General features: G+C 43.0%; 18 protein-coding genes. 9 read left to right on the top strand and 9 right to left on the bottom strand.

All coding sequences use genetic code 11. From position 1 onward, the window contains the following. Nucleotides 1–313: 313 nt before the first annotated feature. Entirely contained in the window at nt 314–1705 is a 1392-nt protein-coding gene (asnS, locus tag VE944_RS13675) for an asparagine--tRNA ligase (RefSeq protein WP_324977831.1), read from the bottom strand. An 88-nt stretch (nt 1706–1793) separates the two neighbouring features. Next, entirely contained in the window at nt 1794–2156 is a 363-nt protein-coding gene (locus tag VE944_RS13670) for a sll0565 family protein (protein WP_324977829.1), read from the bottom strand. A 48-nt stretch (nt 2157–2204) separates the two neighbouring features. Between VE944_RS13670 and VE944_RS13665 the strand changes: the two genes are divergently transcribed. Beyond that, entirely contained in the window at nt 2205–2480 is a 276-nt protein-coding gene (locus VE944_RS13665) for a DUF6439 family protein (protein ID WP_041565907.1), read from the top strand. A gap of 86 nt (nt 2481–2566) precedes the next feature. On the opposite strand, the gene VE944_RS13660 is transcribed toward VE944_RS13665, so the two are convergent. Together VE944_RS13660 and rlmD are read right to left on the bottom strand one after the other, a co-directional pair. After that, nucleotides 2567–3016, bottom strand: coding sequence for an ATP-binding protein (locus tag VE944_RS13660; RefSeq protein ID WP_229554688.1), 450 nt, complete (start codon nt 3014–3016; stop codon nt 2567–2569). A 389-nt stretch (nt 3017–3405) separates the two neighbouring features. Then, nucleotides 3406–4812, bottom strand: a complete 1407-nt coding sequence (gene rlmD / locus VE944_RS13655) for a 23S rRNA (uracil(1939)-C(5))-methyltransferase RlmD (RefSeq protein ID WP_324977825.1) — start codon at nt 4810–4812, stop codon at nt 3406–3408. 233 nt (nt 4813–5045) lie between these two features. Here rlmD and VE944_RS13650 point away from each other — a divergent pair, with 233 nt between their 5' ends. After that, entirely contained in the window at nt 5046–5531 is a 486-nt protein-coding gene (locus tag VE944_RS13650; protein WP_118168483.1) for an allophycocyanin subunit alpha-B, read from the top strand. 559 nt (nt 5532–6090) lie between these two features. Here the strand turns inward: VE944_RS13650 and VE944_RS13645 are convergent. After that, on the bottom strand, nt 6091–6375 hold the full coding sequence (locus VE944_RS13645) for a hypothetical protein (protein WP_324977821.1): 285 nt from the start codon (nt 6373–6375) through the stop codon (nt 6091–6093). A 224-nt stretch (nt 6376–6599) separates the two neighbouring features. On the opposite strand from VE944_RS13645, the gene VE944_RS13640 reads away from it, so the two are divergent. Further along, entirely contained in the window at nt 6600–6914 is a 315-nt protein-coding gene (locus VE944_RS13640; protein ID WP_324977819.1) for a hypothetical protein, read from the top strand. Beyond that, nucleotides 6901–7239 (top strand): type II toxin-antitoxin system death-on-curing family toxin, encoded by a 339-nt coding sequence (locus VE944_RS13635; RefSeq protein WP_324977817.1) that lies wholly within the window; start codon nt 6901–6903, stop codon nt 7237–7239. Before VE944_RS13640 ends, VE944_RS13635 begins: the two co-directional genes overlap by 14 nt. A gap of 334 nt (nt 7240–7573) precedes the next feature. Here the strand turns inward: VE944_RS13635 and VE944_RS13630 are convergent, their stop codons facing one another. Continuing rightward, a complete protein-coding gene (locus VE944_RS13630; RefSeq protein ID WP_324977815.1) occupies nt 7574–7834 on the bottom strand; it encodes a hypothetical protein in 261 nt (86 codons plus the stop codon). Between the two features lie 344 nt (nt 7835–8178). Here VE944_RS13630 and purL point away from each other — a divergent pair, with 344 nt between their 5' ends. From purL to VE944_RS13615, 3 genes are all read left to right on the top strand, one after another. Next, entirely contained in the window at nt 8179–10551 is a 2373-nt protein-coding gene (gene purL / locus VE944_RS13625) for a phosphoribosylformylglycinamidine synthase subunit PurL (protein ID WP_324977813.1), read from the top strand. Nucleotides 10552–10742: 191 nt separating this feature from the next. Next, a complete protein-coding gene (purF, locus tag VE944_RS13620) occupies nt 10743–12242 on the top strand; it encodes an amidophosphoribosyltransferase (RefSeq protein WP_324977811.1) in 1500 nt (499 codons plus the stop codon). 128 nt (nt 12243–12370) lie between these two features. Next, nucleotides 12371–12937 carry a Uma2 family endonuclease gene (locus VE944_RS13615; protein ID WP_324977809.1) on the top strand — a complete coding sequence of 189 codons (567 nt, stop codon included), beginning with the start codon at nt 12371–12373 and terminating at the stop codon, nt 12935–12937. Between the two features lie 20 nt (nt 12938–12957). On the opposite strand, the gene VE944_RS13610 is transcribed toward VE944_RS13615, so the two are convergent. The 3 genes from VE944_RS13610 to VE944_RS13600 all read right to left on the bottom strand — a co-directional run bounded on the left by VE944_RS13610 (nt 12958) and on the right by VE944_RS13600 (nt 14963). After that, nucleotides 12958–13239, bottom strand: coding sequence for a hypothetical protein (locus tag VE944_RS13610; protein ID WP_324977807.1), 282 nt, complete (start codon nt 13237–13239; stop codon nt 12958–12960). Nucleotides 13240–13324: 85 nt separating this feature from the next. Then, a complete protein-coding gene (locus VE944_RS13605; RefSeq protein WP_324977805.1) occupies nt 13325–14371 on the bottom strand; it encodes an ABC transporter permease in 1047 nt (348 codons plus the stop codon). Nucleotides 14372–14444: 73 nt separating this feature from the next. Beyond that, the gene (locus VE944_RS13600; RefSeq protein WP_324977803.1) at nt 14445–14963 is read right to left on the bottom strand and encodes an adenine phosphoribosyltransferase; all 519 of its coding nucleotides are present in this window, start codon (nt 14961–14963) and stop codon (nt 14445–14447) included. 417 nt (nt 14964–15380) lie between these two features. Between VE944_RS13600 and VE944_RS13595 the strand changes: the two genes are divergently transcribed. Together VE944_RS13595 and VE944_RS13590 are read left to right on the top strand one after the other, a co-directional pair. Beyond that, on the top strand, nt 15381–16007 hold the full coding sequence (locus tag VE944_RS13595) for a DUF3038 domain-containing protein (RefSeq protein ID WP_324977801.1): 627 nt from the start codon (nt 15381–15383) through the stop codon (nt 16005–16007). Then, entirely contained in the window at nt 16004–17416 is a 1413-nt protein-coding gene (locus VE944_RS13590) for a DUF4335 domain-containing protein (protein WP_324977799.1), read from the top strand. The genes VE944_RS13595 and VE944_RS13590 overlap by 4 nt, the downstream gene beginning before the upstream one ends. Nucleotides 17417–17582 lie beyond the last annotated feature (166 nt).

Here is a 17582-nt window from a genome sequence, read left to right as displayed (position 1 = left end):
TAGCTACTTTCCTGATTGAGATATTTTTTTGAATATGTGCTGCAACTATTTTTTCTCGAAGCTCGATAGAGTATGACTTCATTTAAAAGTATTTATATTTTAACCTAGTGTACCTTATAACAGGCGGAAGCGCTGTATAGTGGTTTTTGAGTAGATTTAATATAGCCAATCTGTAGGGTTACAAAAATTGTTGTATAGGTGCCTATACAAGCAAAACCCGCGAATGCGGGTTTCAAAATTTTTATTAGTCCGCGCAGACGGACTTGGTTTGTGTAGACGCGGTTTTTAATCGCCTGGGCTTCAAATTCTTAAACTAAAACTCAGCACTTTGTGGTGTACGCGGAAACGGAATCACATCACGAATATTTCCCATACCAGTCATAAATTGCACAAGTCTTTCAAAACCTAGTCCAAAACCAGCGTGGGGAACAGTACCATAACGACGCAAATCAAGATACCACCACAAGTCTTCTGGCTTTAACCCCTGCGCTAGCACTCGGCGTTCTAATACTTCTAAACGTTCTTCGCGCTGAGAACCGCCAACAATTTCGCCAATTTTTGGTGCGAGAATATCCATTGCGCGGACGGTTTTTTCATCGTCGTTCAAGCGCATATAAAAAGCTTTGATTTGCGCTGGATAATCTGTAACGATCGCAGGCTTTTTAAATAATTGTTCAGCTAGGTAGCGTTCGTGTTCTGATTGTAAATCTAAACCCCAACTCACAGGATAGTCAAATTTAACATCAGCTTTTTCTAAAAGTTTGATGGCTTCTGTGTAAGTTAACCGTTCAAACTGATTATTAATAATATTTTCGGCTGTTGCCAACACAGATTTATCAATGCGTTCATTGAAAAATTCCATATCTTCTGGGCAAGTTTCCAACACATATTTAAAAATGTGTTTGAGAAATGCCTCAGCTAAATCCATATCGCCTTCTAAGTCACAAAAAGCCATTTCTGGCTCAACCATCCAAAATTCTGCAAGGTGGCGGGAGGTGTTGGAATTTTCTGCACGGAAGGTAGGGCCAAAGGTGTAGACATTGCTAAACGCCATCGCCATCACTTCCGCTTCTAACTGGCCGCTTACTGTTAAATATGTGGGTTTAGCAAAAAAGTCTTGGCTGTAATCTACTGCTTGGTTTTCTGTGCGGGGGATATTCTTTAAATCTAAACTGGTAACGCTAAACAGTTCACCCGCGCCTTCGCAGTCGCTAGCAGTGATGATGGGTGTATGTACCCACAAAAAGCCTCTTTGTTGGAAAAATTGGTGAATTGCTGTCGAACAAGCATTTCTGACACGAAAAACTGCCCCAAAGGAATTAGTACGCGATCGCAAATGTCCAATGGTTCGCAGAAACTCAAAGGAATGGCGTTTCTTTTGCAGGGGATATGTATCGGGATCAGCTTCTCCGTAAACTTTCACTGTCTCGGCTTTCAACTCAATTCGCTGTCCTTTACCCAGAGAAGCCACTAGTATCCCTGTAGCCTCAACAGCAGCACCTGTATTCAGCTTTTTCAATATAGCTTCATAATCTGGCAAATCCTGATTAATGACGACTTGCAAATTAGCTAGTGATGAGCCGTCATTGACTTCAATAAAAGCAAACCCTTTGGACTCGCGTTTCGTCCGCACCCAGCCTTGCACTTGGAGGGACTCATCAGGTTGACCACTTCGCAATATTTCTGCAATCCGTCGATTTGCCATATTTTATAACTTATATTTCGTCAACGTAGGGAGTACAGATATTAAAGAATCTTAACGCGTTAACCCAATCCAAAATCCAAAATTGGCATTACCCAGCATAAGACTTTAATATCCAGCCTATGATAACGCCCATTCCACCAAAGCGGACGACTTGCCAGAAAGGTTTTTTGAGGCTACGCCAAGAAAATAACTGGCTTTCTAAGTTTAGTTCTAGCCTTTCCAACTGCTGTTGAATGTGCCGTAACTCTGCTTTGATTTCTGGTGTCTGAGATTTATTATGCTTTAGTTGATCCCGGCGCTGTTGCCATTGTGCCTGTTGTTGGCGATCGCGTTGTACTTGATCGTAACGTTCTTTTAAGGATAGGAGCGATCGCTCTACTTCCTCTAGTTCTTGTTCAAAATCTGGTTCGAGATTTTCTGCTGACGGCTGTGATTGTTTAGGCGGCTTCATTTACAAGTAGTAAAGTAGAAGTAAATGCAAATAAATGTGCCAATAGTTATGTCCCAATCTACCCAGCTGCCGAAAACCAGTCAACTGAATGAACTTAGTACTCTGGAACTAGCTCAAGCCCTCATGGAAAGACTGAGCATTTCCCCTAACGATTGGCATCGTCTCAAGTCTAACCGCAATTCCCGCGCTAATGAACAAGTGGCAGCAGCTATTGTGTATCTTTTAAAGAATCAGCCACAAGAAGCTCAAGCTAGATTAGAACAGGCAATTGGTTGGTTAGATCGCTCTATTTCTGCGCCTCCCTGTCCGACTCATGGGAAGTAGGGAGTAGGGAGTAGGGAGTAGGGAGTAGGGAATAAAAAAATCAAAAAAATAAGAACTTTCCCCACTCCCCACTCACCATTCCCCTATTATCGTCGCAGAGATAGTCCCCGGCGAGTTTCCATTTGTTTACAAAGTCTCAATTCTGTGCCTTTGCGGTTCCACTCTACCTGATCAAAGATTTGATGCAGAAGACATAAACCACGACCATTTTCTGACTCATCGGGTGGTAAATAGTCTGTTGGTTCTTCTTCATTAGTAGATGAAGGAGTAAAACCGCTACCCTGGTCTGATATTATCCACCAATATTGATTATCTATTAAGGAAAAACGGACTACAACTGTTTTACTTGGATCAAGATTATTGCCATGTTTAGCTGCGTTTACTAGGGCTTCTTGAAGTCCTAGCCGCAGTTCTGCTTGTAACTTTGATGGGATTTCTGCCAACAGTAAATCTAATATTGGACAAAGGTAGAGGGTTGAGGCAAAACTAATAGTGCCCCAATAACGTGCAACTGGACGGAGTGAAATTGTAATCACAAGAGAAACCCCATAGCTTTCAGTTAGCTAGACATCAGTTTGCTATTACAGGCACCCTGATAAAATTGAGGTGGTCATGCTGCCTTCAAACTTGCGTCTTTAAAACTAAATTTTGAAAATGCTAGGGAGCATTAGCTCTATAGTATGAGTTGGGATTGTTTAGATAGATAACGGCAGTAATACTTTTGATAATGAATTCAGCAACTTAAAAAGATGCTACTAATTTGACGGAGTATTGGCATACTCTAGTTAATTGCCGATTCGTCATCTACACAATCCAATTCATATTTTTAAGAACCTATGCAGCTTGAATTTATTTAAACAAAATGAATTTTTATTTTTGCCTTAATTCAATTTTAGCATCTTTAGTATGCACTAAACTAAAAATTTCAAATTTCAGTTTTTGTAAAGGAATTACTATCCTTGTGCAAATCTGATAGCGCAAGAAAGGCGGCAGCTTCAACATGAGCCGTTTGAGGAAAAAAATCAGCAGGTTGTACCCGTGTGATAGTATATTGCCCATCTTGACAAAGCAATTTCAGATCGCGGGCAAGTGTGGCTACTTTACAACTGACGTAAACGATCCGAGATGGTTTCAATTGCCGTAAAGTGTCAATGACAGCGCGATCGCACCCCTTACGTGGCGGATCGAGTATTACTACTTCTGGTATTGTGCCCATTTTTGGAAGCAATTTCTCTACTGCTCCGACTTGGAATGTCACATTATCAATTCCGTTGCGGTGGGCATTCAAAATAGCTTGTTCTACTGCTGCTGGTTGCACTTCTAATCCTGTAGCAATCCGTACTTTTTTGGCGAGTGGTAAAGTTAAAGTCCCAATACCACAGTAGGCATCAACTAGCAACTCATGCCCTTGAAGATTGAGTTCTGATTCAATTACCTGCAATAGTGCCTCTGCTGTTTCTGTATACACTTGGAAAAATGTATCTGGGCGCACTTGAAATTCCAGTCCAGCAAAATTTTCACGCAGGTGTGGGACTCCAGCGATGCAACGGGTTTCTGATCCAAAGATAGCATTTGTGCGATCGCTATTGCGGTTGAGCGACACTCCTACTAACTGGGGATAACGCTTTAACCATTCCTGCGCTTGGGTTTCAATTCCTGATAAATTCCAGTCTTTCACCACCAAAGTCAGCAACATTTCTCCGGTGTGTCGGCCAATGCGTAAACCAAGATGGCGAATTTGCCCAAGATGGCGCTGTTCGTCATAGATTCGCCAACCTTGTTGTTGAATATCCTGCTTAACTTCGGCAAGTAAGGGATTTAATCGTGAATCTTGAACTGGACATTGATTTAAATTAATTAATTGGTGACTACCTTTTTGGTAGTAACCAGCTTGTACCTGTCCCGTTGCCGATATACCCAGAGGATATGTAGATTTATTACGGTAGCCTAAAGCAGAAGCGGCAGCGAGTACGGGATCTACCGGTGGTTGGACAAAACCGCCAATGCGCTCCAAAGCTTGGATAACTTGATTTTGCTTGGCTACTAGCTGGTAATCATAATTAATATGCTGCCACTGGCAACCACCGCACTTATCCGCCACAATACAACTAGGTCGGATACGGTGAGGAGATGGTTCCAATAGCTCCTGGAGCTTCCCGTGGCCGTATTTTGGTTTAACATGTACCAAGCGGACAATAGCGCGATCGCCTGGTACAGTATCTGGGACAAACACTACACGCTCATCAGCGCGTCCCACACCATCACCTGTATCACTCACATTAGCGATCGTCACTTCAATTAATTCACCCTGTTGCCAAATTATTTTAGTCATTAGTCATTAGTCATTTGTTATTGGACATGGGGCATTGGACATTAGTTATTCATAATTCTTCTTCCCCTGCCTCCCCTGCTCCCCCTGCTCCCCCTGCCTTCCCTGCTCTCCCCACTCCCCACTCCCCACTCCCTAAATAGATAAATTCAATACATAAGTAGCTCCTATCTCTTCACTTGTGTACCTCCAACTCGTTAAACTAACAGATAATATTTCAGGTGATTTCAATAATCATGACTGTAATTAGCCAAGTTATTCTCAAAGCCGACGACGAACTGCGTTATCCCAGCAGTGGCGAACTTAAAAACATCAAAGACTTTTTGGAAACCGGCGTACAACGGACGCGGATTGCGGCTACCTTAGCCGAAAACGAAAAAAAGATAGTTCAAGAAGCAACCAAACAACTTTGGCAGAAGCGTCCTGACTTTATCTCCCCCGGAGGTAATGCTTACGGCGAACGCCAACGCTCTCTATGTATCCGCGATTTTGGCTGGTACTTACGTCTAATTACTTATGGTGTGCTTGCCGGCGATAAAGAGCCAATTGAAAAAATTGGTTTGATTGGTGTACGGGAAATGTATAACTCATTGGGCGTTCCCGTGCCTGGAATGGTAGAAGCGATCAATTCCCTCAAAACAGCCTCCCTTGGCTTACTGAGTGCAGAAGACGCTGCCGAAGCAGCACCTTACTTTGATTACATCATTCAAGCGATGTCTTAATACAAAGTGTGTGCTGGTTCTAGGAGTATACTTCCGGTCTACTAGAGTGAGTGCAATAAGCGCTCGATAGGCATAAGATACCCAATTTGATCATACCTTCCCCACATTTGGTAGTAGCTATGGCTAAATCTCTGTCAAGTTACTAACCAGTTGTGGGGAAATTTATTTAAGTATAACTATGGGGTATTTCTTAAAGGATGAAGGACATACGGACATAAAAAACCGACAGTCCTTGATAAAGGCTGTCGGCTATTAAGTGTGTTCCCTATTAATGACTCGGCTAGAGTTCAGTTGTCATTAATTATGCCTAGTTAGCGATCGCAAAGTGACGATCCTAATCATAGATATGTGTGATTCTCGTCACATAATTGTTACAACTAAACTGCATATACCCGAATAATTTCTGAATACCAGTAGATATCCGCAAATTATAGTGTCAAAAATTGCACAAATCTTATTTACTTAAGTTATCTTTAAATATCGCGCTTAAATTTACACAAAAGTAGAAGTGCGTAGCTTGCCGCCGTAGGCATCGCGCTTTGCAACATAAATAAATGAATTAGCATCCCAAAATATTTTTAACGCCATTCACCAACACAGCTACTAATTCTAATGATGCGGTGGTTGCACCAATTGTATTAAGCATTGCTCCTACTGCTGCTGATATCGCCTCCATACTAGCTCCTGCTATAAGCATTGTTATTACTGTACTTGCAATAGAAACAATCCCAGTAGCAGCTATACCCGAACCAACTGAAACTGTGCCGACTATAGCAATAATAATACTCCATTCCAATGGATTAGGACTGTGAGAAACCTGAATAAAGATTATAGGAAAATTCATTTACTACTTCAATAATGTTACATTTAGTTAATCTTATTTTTAAAAACAAGCTTTTATTTTTGATAATAGTAAAATTACTCAAATTATCAAATTTAAGCTTAATTGGCTAGGAAATTAAGTGTTTTTGCAGTTGCCTTCATTGAGTAAATCACAATAGCGCGATAAGCTAGAGTTAGCAATAAAACTGATTCATAACTGGCAACAAATTTAGCTTGGGTGTAACGATGGCAACAGAACAAAAGCACAGCACTTATTTATCAGAAGCCGAAAACCGTTTGCGTCAACTTTCTCTTGAAAAGTTGCGATTAGCAGTTGCGTTTCTGGCTTATTTGCAAGAAACAGAAGAAAATGAAGTTACTGAAAAAGTATTATTAAACATTCCTGATTTTGCCCAATCTTTCTGCAAGATTGAACAAAATGAAGACAAGTTAGAAAATACTGCCTCAAATCAGATTGCCTCAGATGAAGAGGTATGGCAGGCTTATTTAGCTTCTAAACAGAAATGGCAAGAGGTTTATCGTCGCCTTGCAGACTCCTAGATTTCTTTCTATTTCTCAAGTCCTAGACATTCACCAAGATGAGATAAACAGCTTTGGTGGAACATCTGGTGTCAGAGACGAAGGTTTGCTAGATTCAGCATTGGCACAACCTCAAGCTACTTTTGGCGGCGAACTTCTCAATCCTACAATTCACGAGCAAGCAGCAGCATACCTCTACCATTTAGCGATGAACCATCCGTTTATAGATGGCAACAAACGCACTGCATTTGCGGTTATGGATACCTTCATAACCTTTAACGGCTACAGTTTGAACTTATCGCAAGAGCAAGGTTACAACTTGGTGATTCAAGTAGTCCAAAAATAAATATCCAAAGAAGAATTATCTGCATTTCTAGAACTGCATGTTCAAGGCAAGTAAATCGATAGAATAATTTTCTGTCCCCTAGAGTGCATTTTCATGATTGATTCTTGCCCTTTAAGTTCAGTAAAATGATTAGCTCTATACTTCAACTTTCTCCAAAGGTTAAAACACGAGAGAGAGGAATTAACAAATCTATGCCCCAATACGCTTGAATTAAGGCTAAAACCGTTTGTCAAAGTCAATTTTTTTAACGAACCGCCAAGGACGCCATCGCGTAGCGTCTCGTTAGAGAAGGACGCAAAGAGAAGGAAGAAATGCTTAACCCAAGCGTATTAATCTATGCCCCGTTTGCCAAAGTAGTGTAGTAGAAAGAGCTATCTGCAAAGACAAATTTCTCAAAGCCAGTGGTAGATAAGCTAATGGAGTTTTCATTGTTGTTGAAAATGATGTTGGCACTTTTAAGGATATTGCCAGAAATCACACCAGATACCAGCAGTTGAGAGCGATTGAAAGCTCTTAGATCGAGGGTATCAAAACCGTCCCCGCCATCAACAGTTGCTTGCCCAAAGCCTTTGAAGTAGTCATCCCCAGCGCCCAAATCAATGCTGATGCCGCCACCGATAGAGACTTTTTGTTGAACTCCATCTAAGATACTGGTGGCGATTACAGAGTCATTTCCATCGCCAGTCTTGATGATTCCTTGTCCATAAATGCCGTATGCAGTACCACCAATTGTTGCTGTAGCCTGTCCATAATTCTCAGTAAAATTACCACTATTTTGGTATTTAATACATTTATCTTTAGACGTATTACGAATATTTATTGAGTAAATCTATTTATTTAATTAATCTTTAGGATTTAACCACGAACTATCCTAGAACTGAACCTACAGTGCATGTAAATCGATAGAATAATGCTCTGTACAATTGGTGCATTATTTCCATGACCGCCACATCTCCTGCTTTCTCCCCTCAAGAAATCGCTGCTGAAGGTCTTAAACCAGAAGAATACGCAGAAATTGTCCGTCGGTTAGGGCGTCATCCTAACAAAGCTGAACTGGGAATGTTTGGCGTGATGTGGTCAGAGCATTGCTGTTACAAAAATTCTCGACCTCTACTCAAACAATTTCCCACTGAGGGGCCCCGCATCCTCGTGGGGCCTGGTGAAAATGCTGGTGTTGTAGATTTGGGCGACGGACTCCAACTAGCTTTTAAGATTGAATCCCACAATCACCCATCAGCTGTAGAACCATTTCAAGGTGCAGCAACTGGAGTAGGTGGTATTCTCAGAGATATTTTTACAATGGGTGCGCGTCCCATTGCTCTATTAAATTCGCTGCGCTTCGGTTCCTTAGAAGATGCCAAAACTCAAAGGCTGTTCCAAGGGGTAGTGGCGGGAATTTCACATTATGGTAATTGCGTTGGAGTACCCACCATTGGTGGCGAAGTGTATTTTGACCCGGCTTATTCTGGTAATCCCCTGGTGAACGTTATGGCACTAGGATTAATGGAAACATCAGAAATCGTCAAATCTGGAGCATCTGGCTTAGGCAACCCCGTGCTTTATGTTGGTTCTACTACTGGGCGCGATGGTATGGGAGGCGCAAGTTTTGCCAGTGCAGAATTGAGTGATCAGTCAATAGACGATCGCCCTGCTGTGCAAGTGGGCGATCCATTTTTGGAAAAGTCGTTAATTGAAGCTTGTCTGGAAGCTTTTAAGACAGGTGCAGTTGTCGCCGCCCAGGATATGGGAGCAGCCGGTATCACCTGTTCTACTTCAGAAATGGCAGCAAAAGGCGGTGTGGGAATTGAACTAGATTTGGATAAAATTCCCGCAAGAGAAAGGGGGATGGTTCCTTATGAATATTTGCTTTCGGAATCTCAAGAACGGATGCTCTTCGTTGCCCACAAAGGGCGTGAGCAGGAATTAATCGAGATTTTTCACCGTTGGGGACTTCAAGCCGTTGTCGCTGGTACTGTCATCGCTGAACCCATCGTGCGGATTCTCTTTCAAGGTGAAGTTGCAGCAGAAATTCCCGCCGAGGCTTTGGCGGAAAATACCCCACTATATGAGCGGGACTTGTTGACAGAACCGCCAGAGTATGCGCGTCTAGCTTGGGAATGGACACCTGATTCCCTACCTCCTTGCACAACTGCTGGAATACAACTCCAAGAAGGCGTGCAAAGTTGGAATGATATTCTGTTAACTTTGCTCGATACACCTACGATCGCATCTAAAAACTGGGTATATCGTCAGTATGACCATCAAGTACAAAATAATACAGTAATATTACCAGGCGGTGCAGATGCGGCTGTGATCCGTTTGCGCCCCCTAGAACAAATCCCCAATCTAAAATCCCAAATCCCAAATCTAAAATCAGGAGTGGCGGCGACGGTAGATTGCAATCCTCGTTATGTTTATCTTGATCCCTACGAAGGAGCTAAGGCAGTGGTGGCAGAAGCCGCACGCAATCTTAGCTGTGTGGGTGCAGAACCTCTGGCGGTGACAGATAACCTAAATTTTGGCTCTCCAGAAAAACCGATTGGTTACTGGCAATTAGCAGAAGCTTGTCGTGGTTTGGCAGAAGGTTGTCGAGAATTGGCAACACCCGTCACAGGCGGGAATGTCTCTTTATACAATGAAACTTTTGATGCTCAAGGTATTCCACAACCCATTTATCCCACGCCAGTAGTGGGGATGGTGGGCTTGATTCCCGATATCACCAAAATTTGTGGTCAAGGTTGGCAAGCAGTCGGCGATGTGATTTATCTTCTCGGATTGCCTGTGGCATCCAAAATCAGTTTGGGAGCATCGGAGTATTTAGCCACAATCCACGGTACTCTTGCCGGAAAACCGCCACAGGTAGATTTTGACTTAGAACGTCGCGTCCAGAAAGTTTGTCGTGAAGGAATTCGTAATGGTTGGGTACGTTCAGCCCACGATTCTGCTGAGGGGGGATTAGCGATCGCAATAGCAGAATGTTGTATTTCTGGCAATCTTGGTGCCGAAATCAATTTAGGAATAGCACCAACCCAGGCGCTGCCTCGCCTTGATGAGGTGTTGTTTGCCGAAGGTGGTGCCAGGATTTTTGTATCTGTGGCATCAGAACAACAAGAAATTTGGGAATCATATTTACAGGAACATCTGGGTCAAGAGTGGCAAAAACTGGGCACAGTTCATAATTATGAGACGGGCTTGGGGGTTTTCACTACTGATAACCAAGCCTTAATCAAAGTTAGGATCGAAGATATGAACGATCGCTATTTCCACGCGATCGCTAGGCGTCTTGCCATCCATACCACTAACCCCAGTTAAACAAGTCAGGGGTTAGGAATAAACAGCATAATCCCTAACTCCTCACTCCTAACTTCTAACTCTTTTAGTAGCGTCTCTGATCATAATTACGGTACTGTTTTAATAGATGGTTAAAATTTTATTAAGAAAGCTACAACTATCTATAGACATAATCCCAGTGACTTGACCCCCCCACCAGGAGCAAAGCTAGCATGATTTCGATTCATTCTGTCACTTCGGATGAATACCCCGACCAGACCAACAACCCAATTAATAGTCATGAAAATCAGCCTGACAAGCCAGAAGAAGCTTGTGGTGTTTTTGGCATCTACGCACCAGGAGAAAACGTTGCTAAACTGACCTACTTTGGATTGTATGCACTCCAGCATCGGGGTCAAGAATCAGCTGGTATTGCCACCTTTGAGGGTACACAAGTCCACCTCCATAAAGATATGGGCTTGGTGTCTCAAGTCTTTAATGAATCCATCTTGGATCAGTTGCCTGGGAACCTTGCTGTTGGTCACACTCGTTATTCAACCACAGGTTCTAGCCGCAAAGTTAATGCCCAACCCGCAGTACTAGAAACTCGCTTAGGTTCATTAGCTTTAGCACACAATGGTAATTTAGTCAATACAGTAAAATTACGTCAAGAGTTGATTGAGAAACAATACAACTTAGTCACGACAACAGACTCAGAAATGATCGCTTTTGCGATCGCAGAAGCCATCAACGCTGGTGCAGATTGGCTAGAAGGTTCAATTCAGGCATTCCATCGTTGCCAAGGAGCCTTTAGTTTAGTTATTGGCACTCCTAACGGCGTTATGGGTGTTCGGGACACTAATGGCATTCGCCCTCTAGTAATTGGCACATTGGCTGGTAATCCAGTCCGTTACGTTTTGGCTTCAGAGACTTGTGGCTTAGACATCATTGGAGCCGAATACCTGCGAGATGTAGAACCAGGTGAATTAGTTTGGATTACTGAAGAAGGTTTAGCTTCCTATCATTGGAGCCAAAAGACCCAGAGGAAACTGTGTATCTTTGAGATGATTTACTTTGCTCGTCCTGATAGCGTCATGCACAACGAGAGTTTGTACAGCTATCGGATGCGCTTAGGACATCAACTAGCTAAAGAATCCTTTGTAGATGCCGATATTGTCTTTGGTGTTCCTGATTCTGGTATCCCTGCTGCGATCGGATTTTCCCAAGCTTCTGGCGTAGCTTACGGCGAAGGACTGATTAAAAATCGCTATGTTGGACGAACCTTTATTCAGCCAACCCAAACCATGCGCGAGTCAGGTATTCGGATGAAACTCAACCCCCTCAAAGATGTGCTGGCGGGTAAACGAGTAATTATTGTTGATGACTCGATTGTGCGGGGTACTACCAGCCGTAAACTAGTCAAAACTTTGCGTGAAGCTGGTGCAGTAGAAGTACACATGCGAATTTCTTCCCCGCCAGTAACTCATCCTTGCTTCTATGGTATCGATACCGATTCTCAAGATCAGTTGATTGCTGCTACCAAGTCAGTAGCGGAAATTGCCAAGCAACTGGAAGTAGACAGCCTCGCCTATCTCAGTTGGGAAGGAATGCTAGAAGCAACACGAGAAGACACCAATAGTTTCTGCTCTGCCTGCTTTACTGGAGATTATCCCGTAGCGATTCCTGAACAAGTGAAGCGTTCTAAGTTGAGTTTAGAAAAGGTAGTGGTGTAGGGAGTGGGGAGATGAGAGGGAGAATAAAAAATTAACTCTTTCCCCTCTGCTCCCTGCTCCTCTGCCTCTTCCCAATGCCCCATGCCCAATCCGTCTAAAATAGGTAAATCCCCTAACAAAGATGGTTTATGAACCAGCCGATATCTGAGAGAGTGCGCTGGACTACCGCCGATTTAGAGTTGTTTCCAGATAACGGAAACCGCTATGAAATTATTGACGGAGAATTGTTTGTGACCAGAGCGCCCCACTGGAATCATCAAAAAAGTTGTGTCAGAATTAGCACTTCTTTGGATAATTGGTCACAGATTAGTGCTTTGGGAGAAGTTGTGACTGCTCCAGGAATAATTTTTGGGGATAATGATAATGTTATTCCCGATGTTGTCTGGGCTAGCAATGAGAGATTGCCCCTACTTTTAGACGAGGCGGGGCATTTGACTGGTGCGCCAGAACTGGTAGTAGAGGTGCTGTCTGCTGGTATTGAAAATGAAAAGCGAGATAGAGAACTTAAATTAAAGCTTTACTCAGCAAGAGGTGTTAGGGAATATTGGATTGTGGATTGGCGCAAGCAACAGGTGGAAGTTTATCGACGCGAACAAGCGAGTTTAAAGTTAGTTGTTACGTTGTTCAATGGTGATGAGTTGAACTCACCCATATTGCCTGATTTTAATTGTGCGATCGCATCGTTATTTACTTAACATAAGTTCACATGATTGGCTTAATTGTGTTGCAAAAACTCGACCTTGGGCAATAATGGGTCAGTCACAATACCCACACCGCTAAAACCCCAGCGTTTGAGCAAGTTTCCTAACTGTGTACGTGGAATAGATTCCACAGAAAAGCGATTTGCAACTTCTGCTGCATGGGTGTTGAGATAGCTAAGGGCATCAAAATTTTCCTGAAACAGCAATAAATAACCTGATGTTTCGGTGTCAGGACGAGCTATGAGATAATTACCGTCAGTTTTTGAGCGCACCAAGTAATAGACTTCGGACAGCATGGAGATGGGGATGGGGAGAGTGGGGGAGCAGGGGAGGCAGGGGCAGAAGATTAATAACCAATGCCGAATAACTAATGACAAATGACTAATTGAGATTTTCTAGGCGAATGCGTGGATCGGCGGCTTTTAACATTAAATCGGCGATTAAATTACCAGCAATCAGCAACACTGCGCTCATTATCAAGCTTGCCATTAATAAATATAAATCTTGAGCTAATACAGCCTGTAAGCTCAACCTTCCTAAACCTGGCCAGTTGAAGAAGAATTCGGCAATGAAGGCACCGCTTAATAAACCAGCCAATTCAAAACCCAATAAGGTAATCAAGGGATTTATCGCATTGCGGAGTGCATGAACGTAGATAACGCGATTTTCTGGCAGTCCTTTGGCACGAGCCGTTTGGATGTAATCTTGACGCAGCACATCCAATAATTCGCCGCGAGTGATGCGTTGTAAACCAGCAAAACTAGTAATTGAGAGCGCTATCGTCGGTAAAATCATGTGCCAGCCGATATCTAAGATTCTGCCAAACCACGACAGTTCTGAGTGATTAATGCTAGTCATGCTACCCACTGGGAAGAAGGGGGAGGTGATTTGGGCGAAAACCAGCAACGCTAAGGCAGTGATGAAACTGGGAAAGCCTTGTCCGGCATAGCTAATTACCTGTAAAACCCGGTCTGATAGCTTATTTTGGTTAACAGCAGCAAAGATTCCCAGAGGGATGGCGATCGCCCATGTGACAATTAAAGATGCGATCGCTAATAGCAAAGTCGCTGGTACTCGTTCCCACAACAGCGATGCTACTGAACGTTGATAAATAAAACTCGTACCAAAATCCCCTTTTGTCAATATTCGCCATAGCCACAGCCCAAATTGTTCTGGCCAAGACTTATCCAAACCAAACTGCCGCTTGATTTCTTCAATTCTTTCTGGCGATATCTTCGGGTTTTGCCGCAGCGTATCTACATAATCTCCTGGAGCAAGTTGAATAATGAAAAACGATAATGCTGACGCCAACAACAAAGTAAGTAGTGCCTGCAATACCCGCTTTCCCACATAAACAAAAGTTTCGCTCGTGACTAGCCTTATTAGCCAATCCCGACCTGTCTCCAATGAAATTCTCGTAGATGTCATTTGTCCTTTGTCCTTTGTCCTTTGTTATCTGTCATTGGTCATTTGTCTTTTGCTAATGACCAATGACAAATAACTAATATTCAATTAGAGAGATAATCGGCACGTCCGGCAGATATTTACGCCCTTCTAAATCCCGTAGCTCGATAATAAACCCAAATCCTACTAGTTCGCAGCCAATCTTCTGCACTAACTTTGCTGTTGCACTAGCAGTTCCACCTGTGGCAATTAAATCGTCCACAATTAAAATTCGGCTACCTTGGTGTAAACCGTCTTGATGCACTTCTAGGCAGTCCATACCATACTCTAGTTCATATTCAATTGAATGAACGGCTGCTGGTAACTTACCTTTTTTACGGACGGGAATAAAGCCAGCTCCTATTTTATAAGCCAGAGGCGAACCAAAAATAAATCCCCTCGACTCTATACCAATTACATAATCCACCGTTATCCCAGCTTCGTTGCATTTTTGTGCTAGAAAGTCAATAGTGTAGCGCAGTCCCTCTGGATCGCGCAGCAGGGTAGTAATATCCCGAAATAAAATTCCGGGTTTAGGGAAATCTGGGATGTCACGAACGAGAGACTTTAAATCCATAAAATGGGGAGTAGGGAGTGGGGAGTGGGGAGTGGGGAGTGGGAATGGGAGATGAGGGAGAAGAATTAATAATCAATGCCCAATGCCCAATGCCAAATGCCAAATTTCAGATACCTGAAAAATCGTACACTATAATGTCATACGCTGGGGGTCGAGGCTGAAGCTTCGCCCTTTATTGACGATAATTAGAATCTAAATCAAGCTATAAGAGGTATTGCACTAAATAAATGAGGTTAATTAAGTTATGTTTTAAAATTTTGATTTCAATATAGGGAAAACTTTGAGTAGAAAGAGTTAAGTAATGTATATATCAGGTAGTCAGTCATGCTACTGCTACAAGTCTAATGCTCAAGTCTTGGCTACCGATCTTAAATTTGTTTTATCTAGTCTGTTGGAACCGCATAAGGTATTTATAGGATGAATGTGTCAGCAAGTTTAACGCCGTTCAACAGTCCAACTCAAGATTCACTGCCGATGGTTCTGGACACTTTGCCAGATCCTGCGATCGCTTCTAAAACGTGTCCTCGCAGAACCCGGTTGCAAATTGACCTGATTTTACTGGCAATTGAAGCTTTAGAGCTTGGTGGTTCGGAAGCAATCCTAACTTTTGCTCAAGAGTTGGATCTAAAAGGAATTGTTAAAGACAGGGTGAATTTATGGCGGATGCGTAGCTCTAATCCGCTACGAAGAGCGCACATGCGCCGTCCCTTAAGTATCATGGAAGCAAAAGCTCTGGTGGTCATTGCTTGCCACATAGCCCGGCGTTTAACTGTTGTGATTCGCCAGTTACTAATGATCTGTCAACAAATGGAAGAAAAGCAAATTCCATTAGAACAGAATTTGCGCCTATCTAATTACCTAGAGCGGTTTAGAGCGCATTTTAAGAGCCGGATGAATGCTCGACGTTCTGGTGTCCTGGCATTAACTTCTGATGCAAAATTAGATGAGCTAGCTATAAATTTGTTAGGACAATTACTATTTTGTACTGGTACAGCTGGAATGCAGCGATTCTGGATTAGTCTTTTTGACGGTGAAGTGGAATGAATATTCAACGTAAGTACAGTTTGCCTAATTGTACACTGCTTTTAGAAGGGTTAAGTGATGTCACTAGGGCTGCACACTTCCAGGAAATGCGCCCGGAATTATCAATATTGGTAAATGCAGAATGTTATTTATCTGGTTACAACCAACCGCTAACGGGAGGGCGGGAATTTTTTGAAAGTTTGGTGAGAGCTGTTAGTGGCTATGCCCAAGAATTTTTAAGTAGTGTACCAAATCCGCAGGCACACAACCAGGAATCGGAACTAGTAGAGTTTCGGAAAATTGACGGCAACCGACATAGGTTAATTATATATTCAGAAGGCGCTCCAGAGGGGTTCGATAACTCTAACAATTCCAAACGTCCGCCTATCGAAATAGATTTAAATACAGTACAGTTGTTTGATTTAGTTGAAGCAGTGGATCAGTTTTTTGCTGATACCCAAACTTTACCTGAACTTTCTTTAGAACTACAACCAGTTACCAGACGCTATGGCGGTGCTAGTCAGGCTGTAATTAGACAGGCTGTTCCTGCTGCTGTGGGTGTGTCAAGTTTAGCAGTAGCAGCGATCGCCTTTAACTTGATTCCACCTCCCCAAATGCGTCCACCGCAGCCTAAACCAGATGAGCAAACTAGCTCTCCAACAAACAATATCGCTGCTCCAGCATCAGCTGCTGCAACGCCTACACGAACACCCACAGCTAATACAAAGCCGCCAGTTAAAGATTTAGAAGCACTTTTAAATACAGTTCCAGAAATTACCGATCCATCCCAGTTGCGTTCATTAAATCGTCAAGTTTACAACCAAATTCATCCAGTTTGGACTAATCGCTCAGAATTACAACAGGATTTGATCTATCGTCTGGGTGTAGCTGCGGATGGAGCGATCATTGGTTATAAAGCATTGAATAAAGAGGCAAATACAGGAGTGGGGCAAACTCCTCTGCCTAACGTACTTTACAATCCAGCTAGCCGCCCTCCCATTTCTAATGAACCAATCGCTCAATTTCGAGTAGTTTTTACTACAAAAGGTGTGCTAGAAGTTAGCCCTTGGCGAGGATATGCTAGGACGCCAGAGGTAGTAGGTGCAAAAATTACTGACTCTAATATAGTCAAAGGTTTAAACCAAAAGCTTTATACTACAGTTCGCCAAAGCTGGAGTGGTACCCCCACCTTTACGCGAGATTTGAAATATCGGGTAGCAGTTAACAAAGATGGTGTAATTGCTGACTATGAACCACTCAACCAAGTAGCCTTTGACTATTTCCGCGAAACACCCCTTCCCAAGATTTTCAACGCGGTTTACGGTTCCAATGTAGCAGCTCCCAACAATAAAGAACCTCTCGCCCACTTCCAAGTAATATTTAGGCCTAGCGGCACGTTGGAAGTTGCTCCTTGGCAGGGATATCAGTAATTGGGGTGGGGAGTCGGGAATGGGGAGTCGGGAGTGGTAAAATTCCCTACTCCCTACTCCCCATTCTTTACCTTGTAATCCGCCGCATATAATTTCCCCACAACTGAGCGGCTTGAGCGCTGCTACCAGATGTAGGGGAATTATTGTCGTTTCCCAGCCAGACACC

The sequence above is a fragment of the Nostoc sp. genome, assembly GCF_035638895.1.
In the GTDB taxonomy this organism is placed as follows: Bacteria; Cyanobacteriota; Cyanobacteriia; order Cyanobacteriales; family Nostocaceae; genus Nostoc.
The sequence above is the reverse complement of the archived record's forward strand: the minus strand, read 5'-3'. Positions and strand labels throughout refer to the sequence as shown.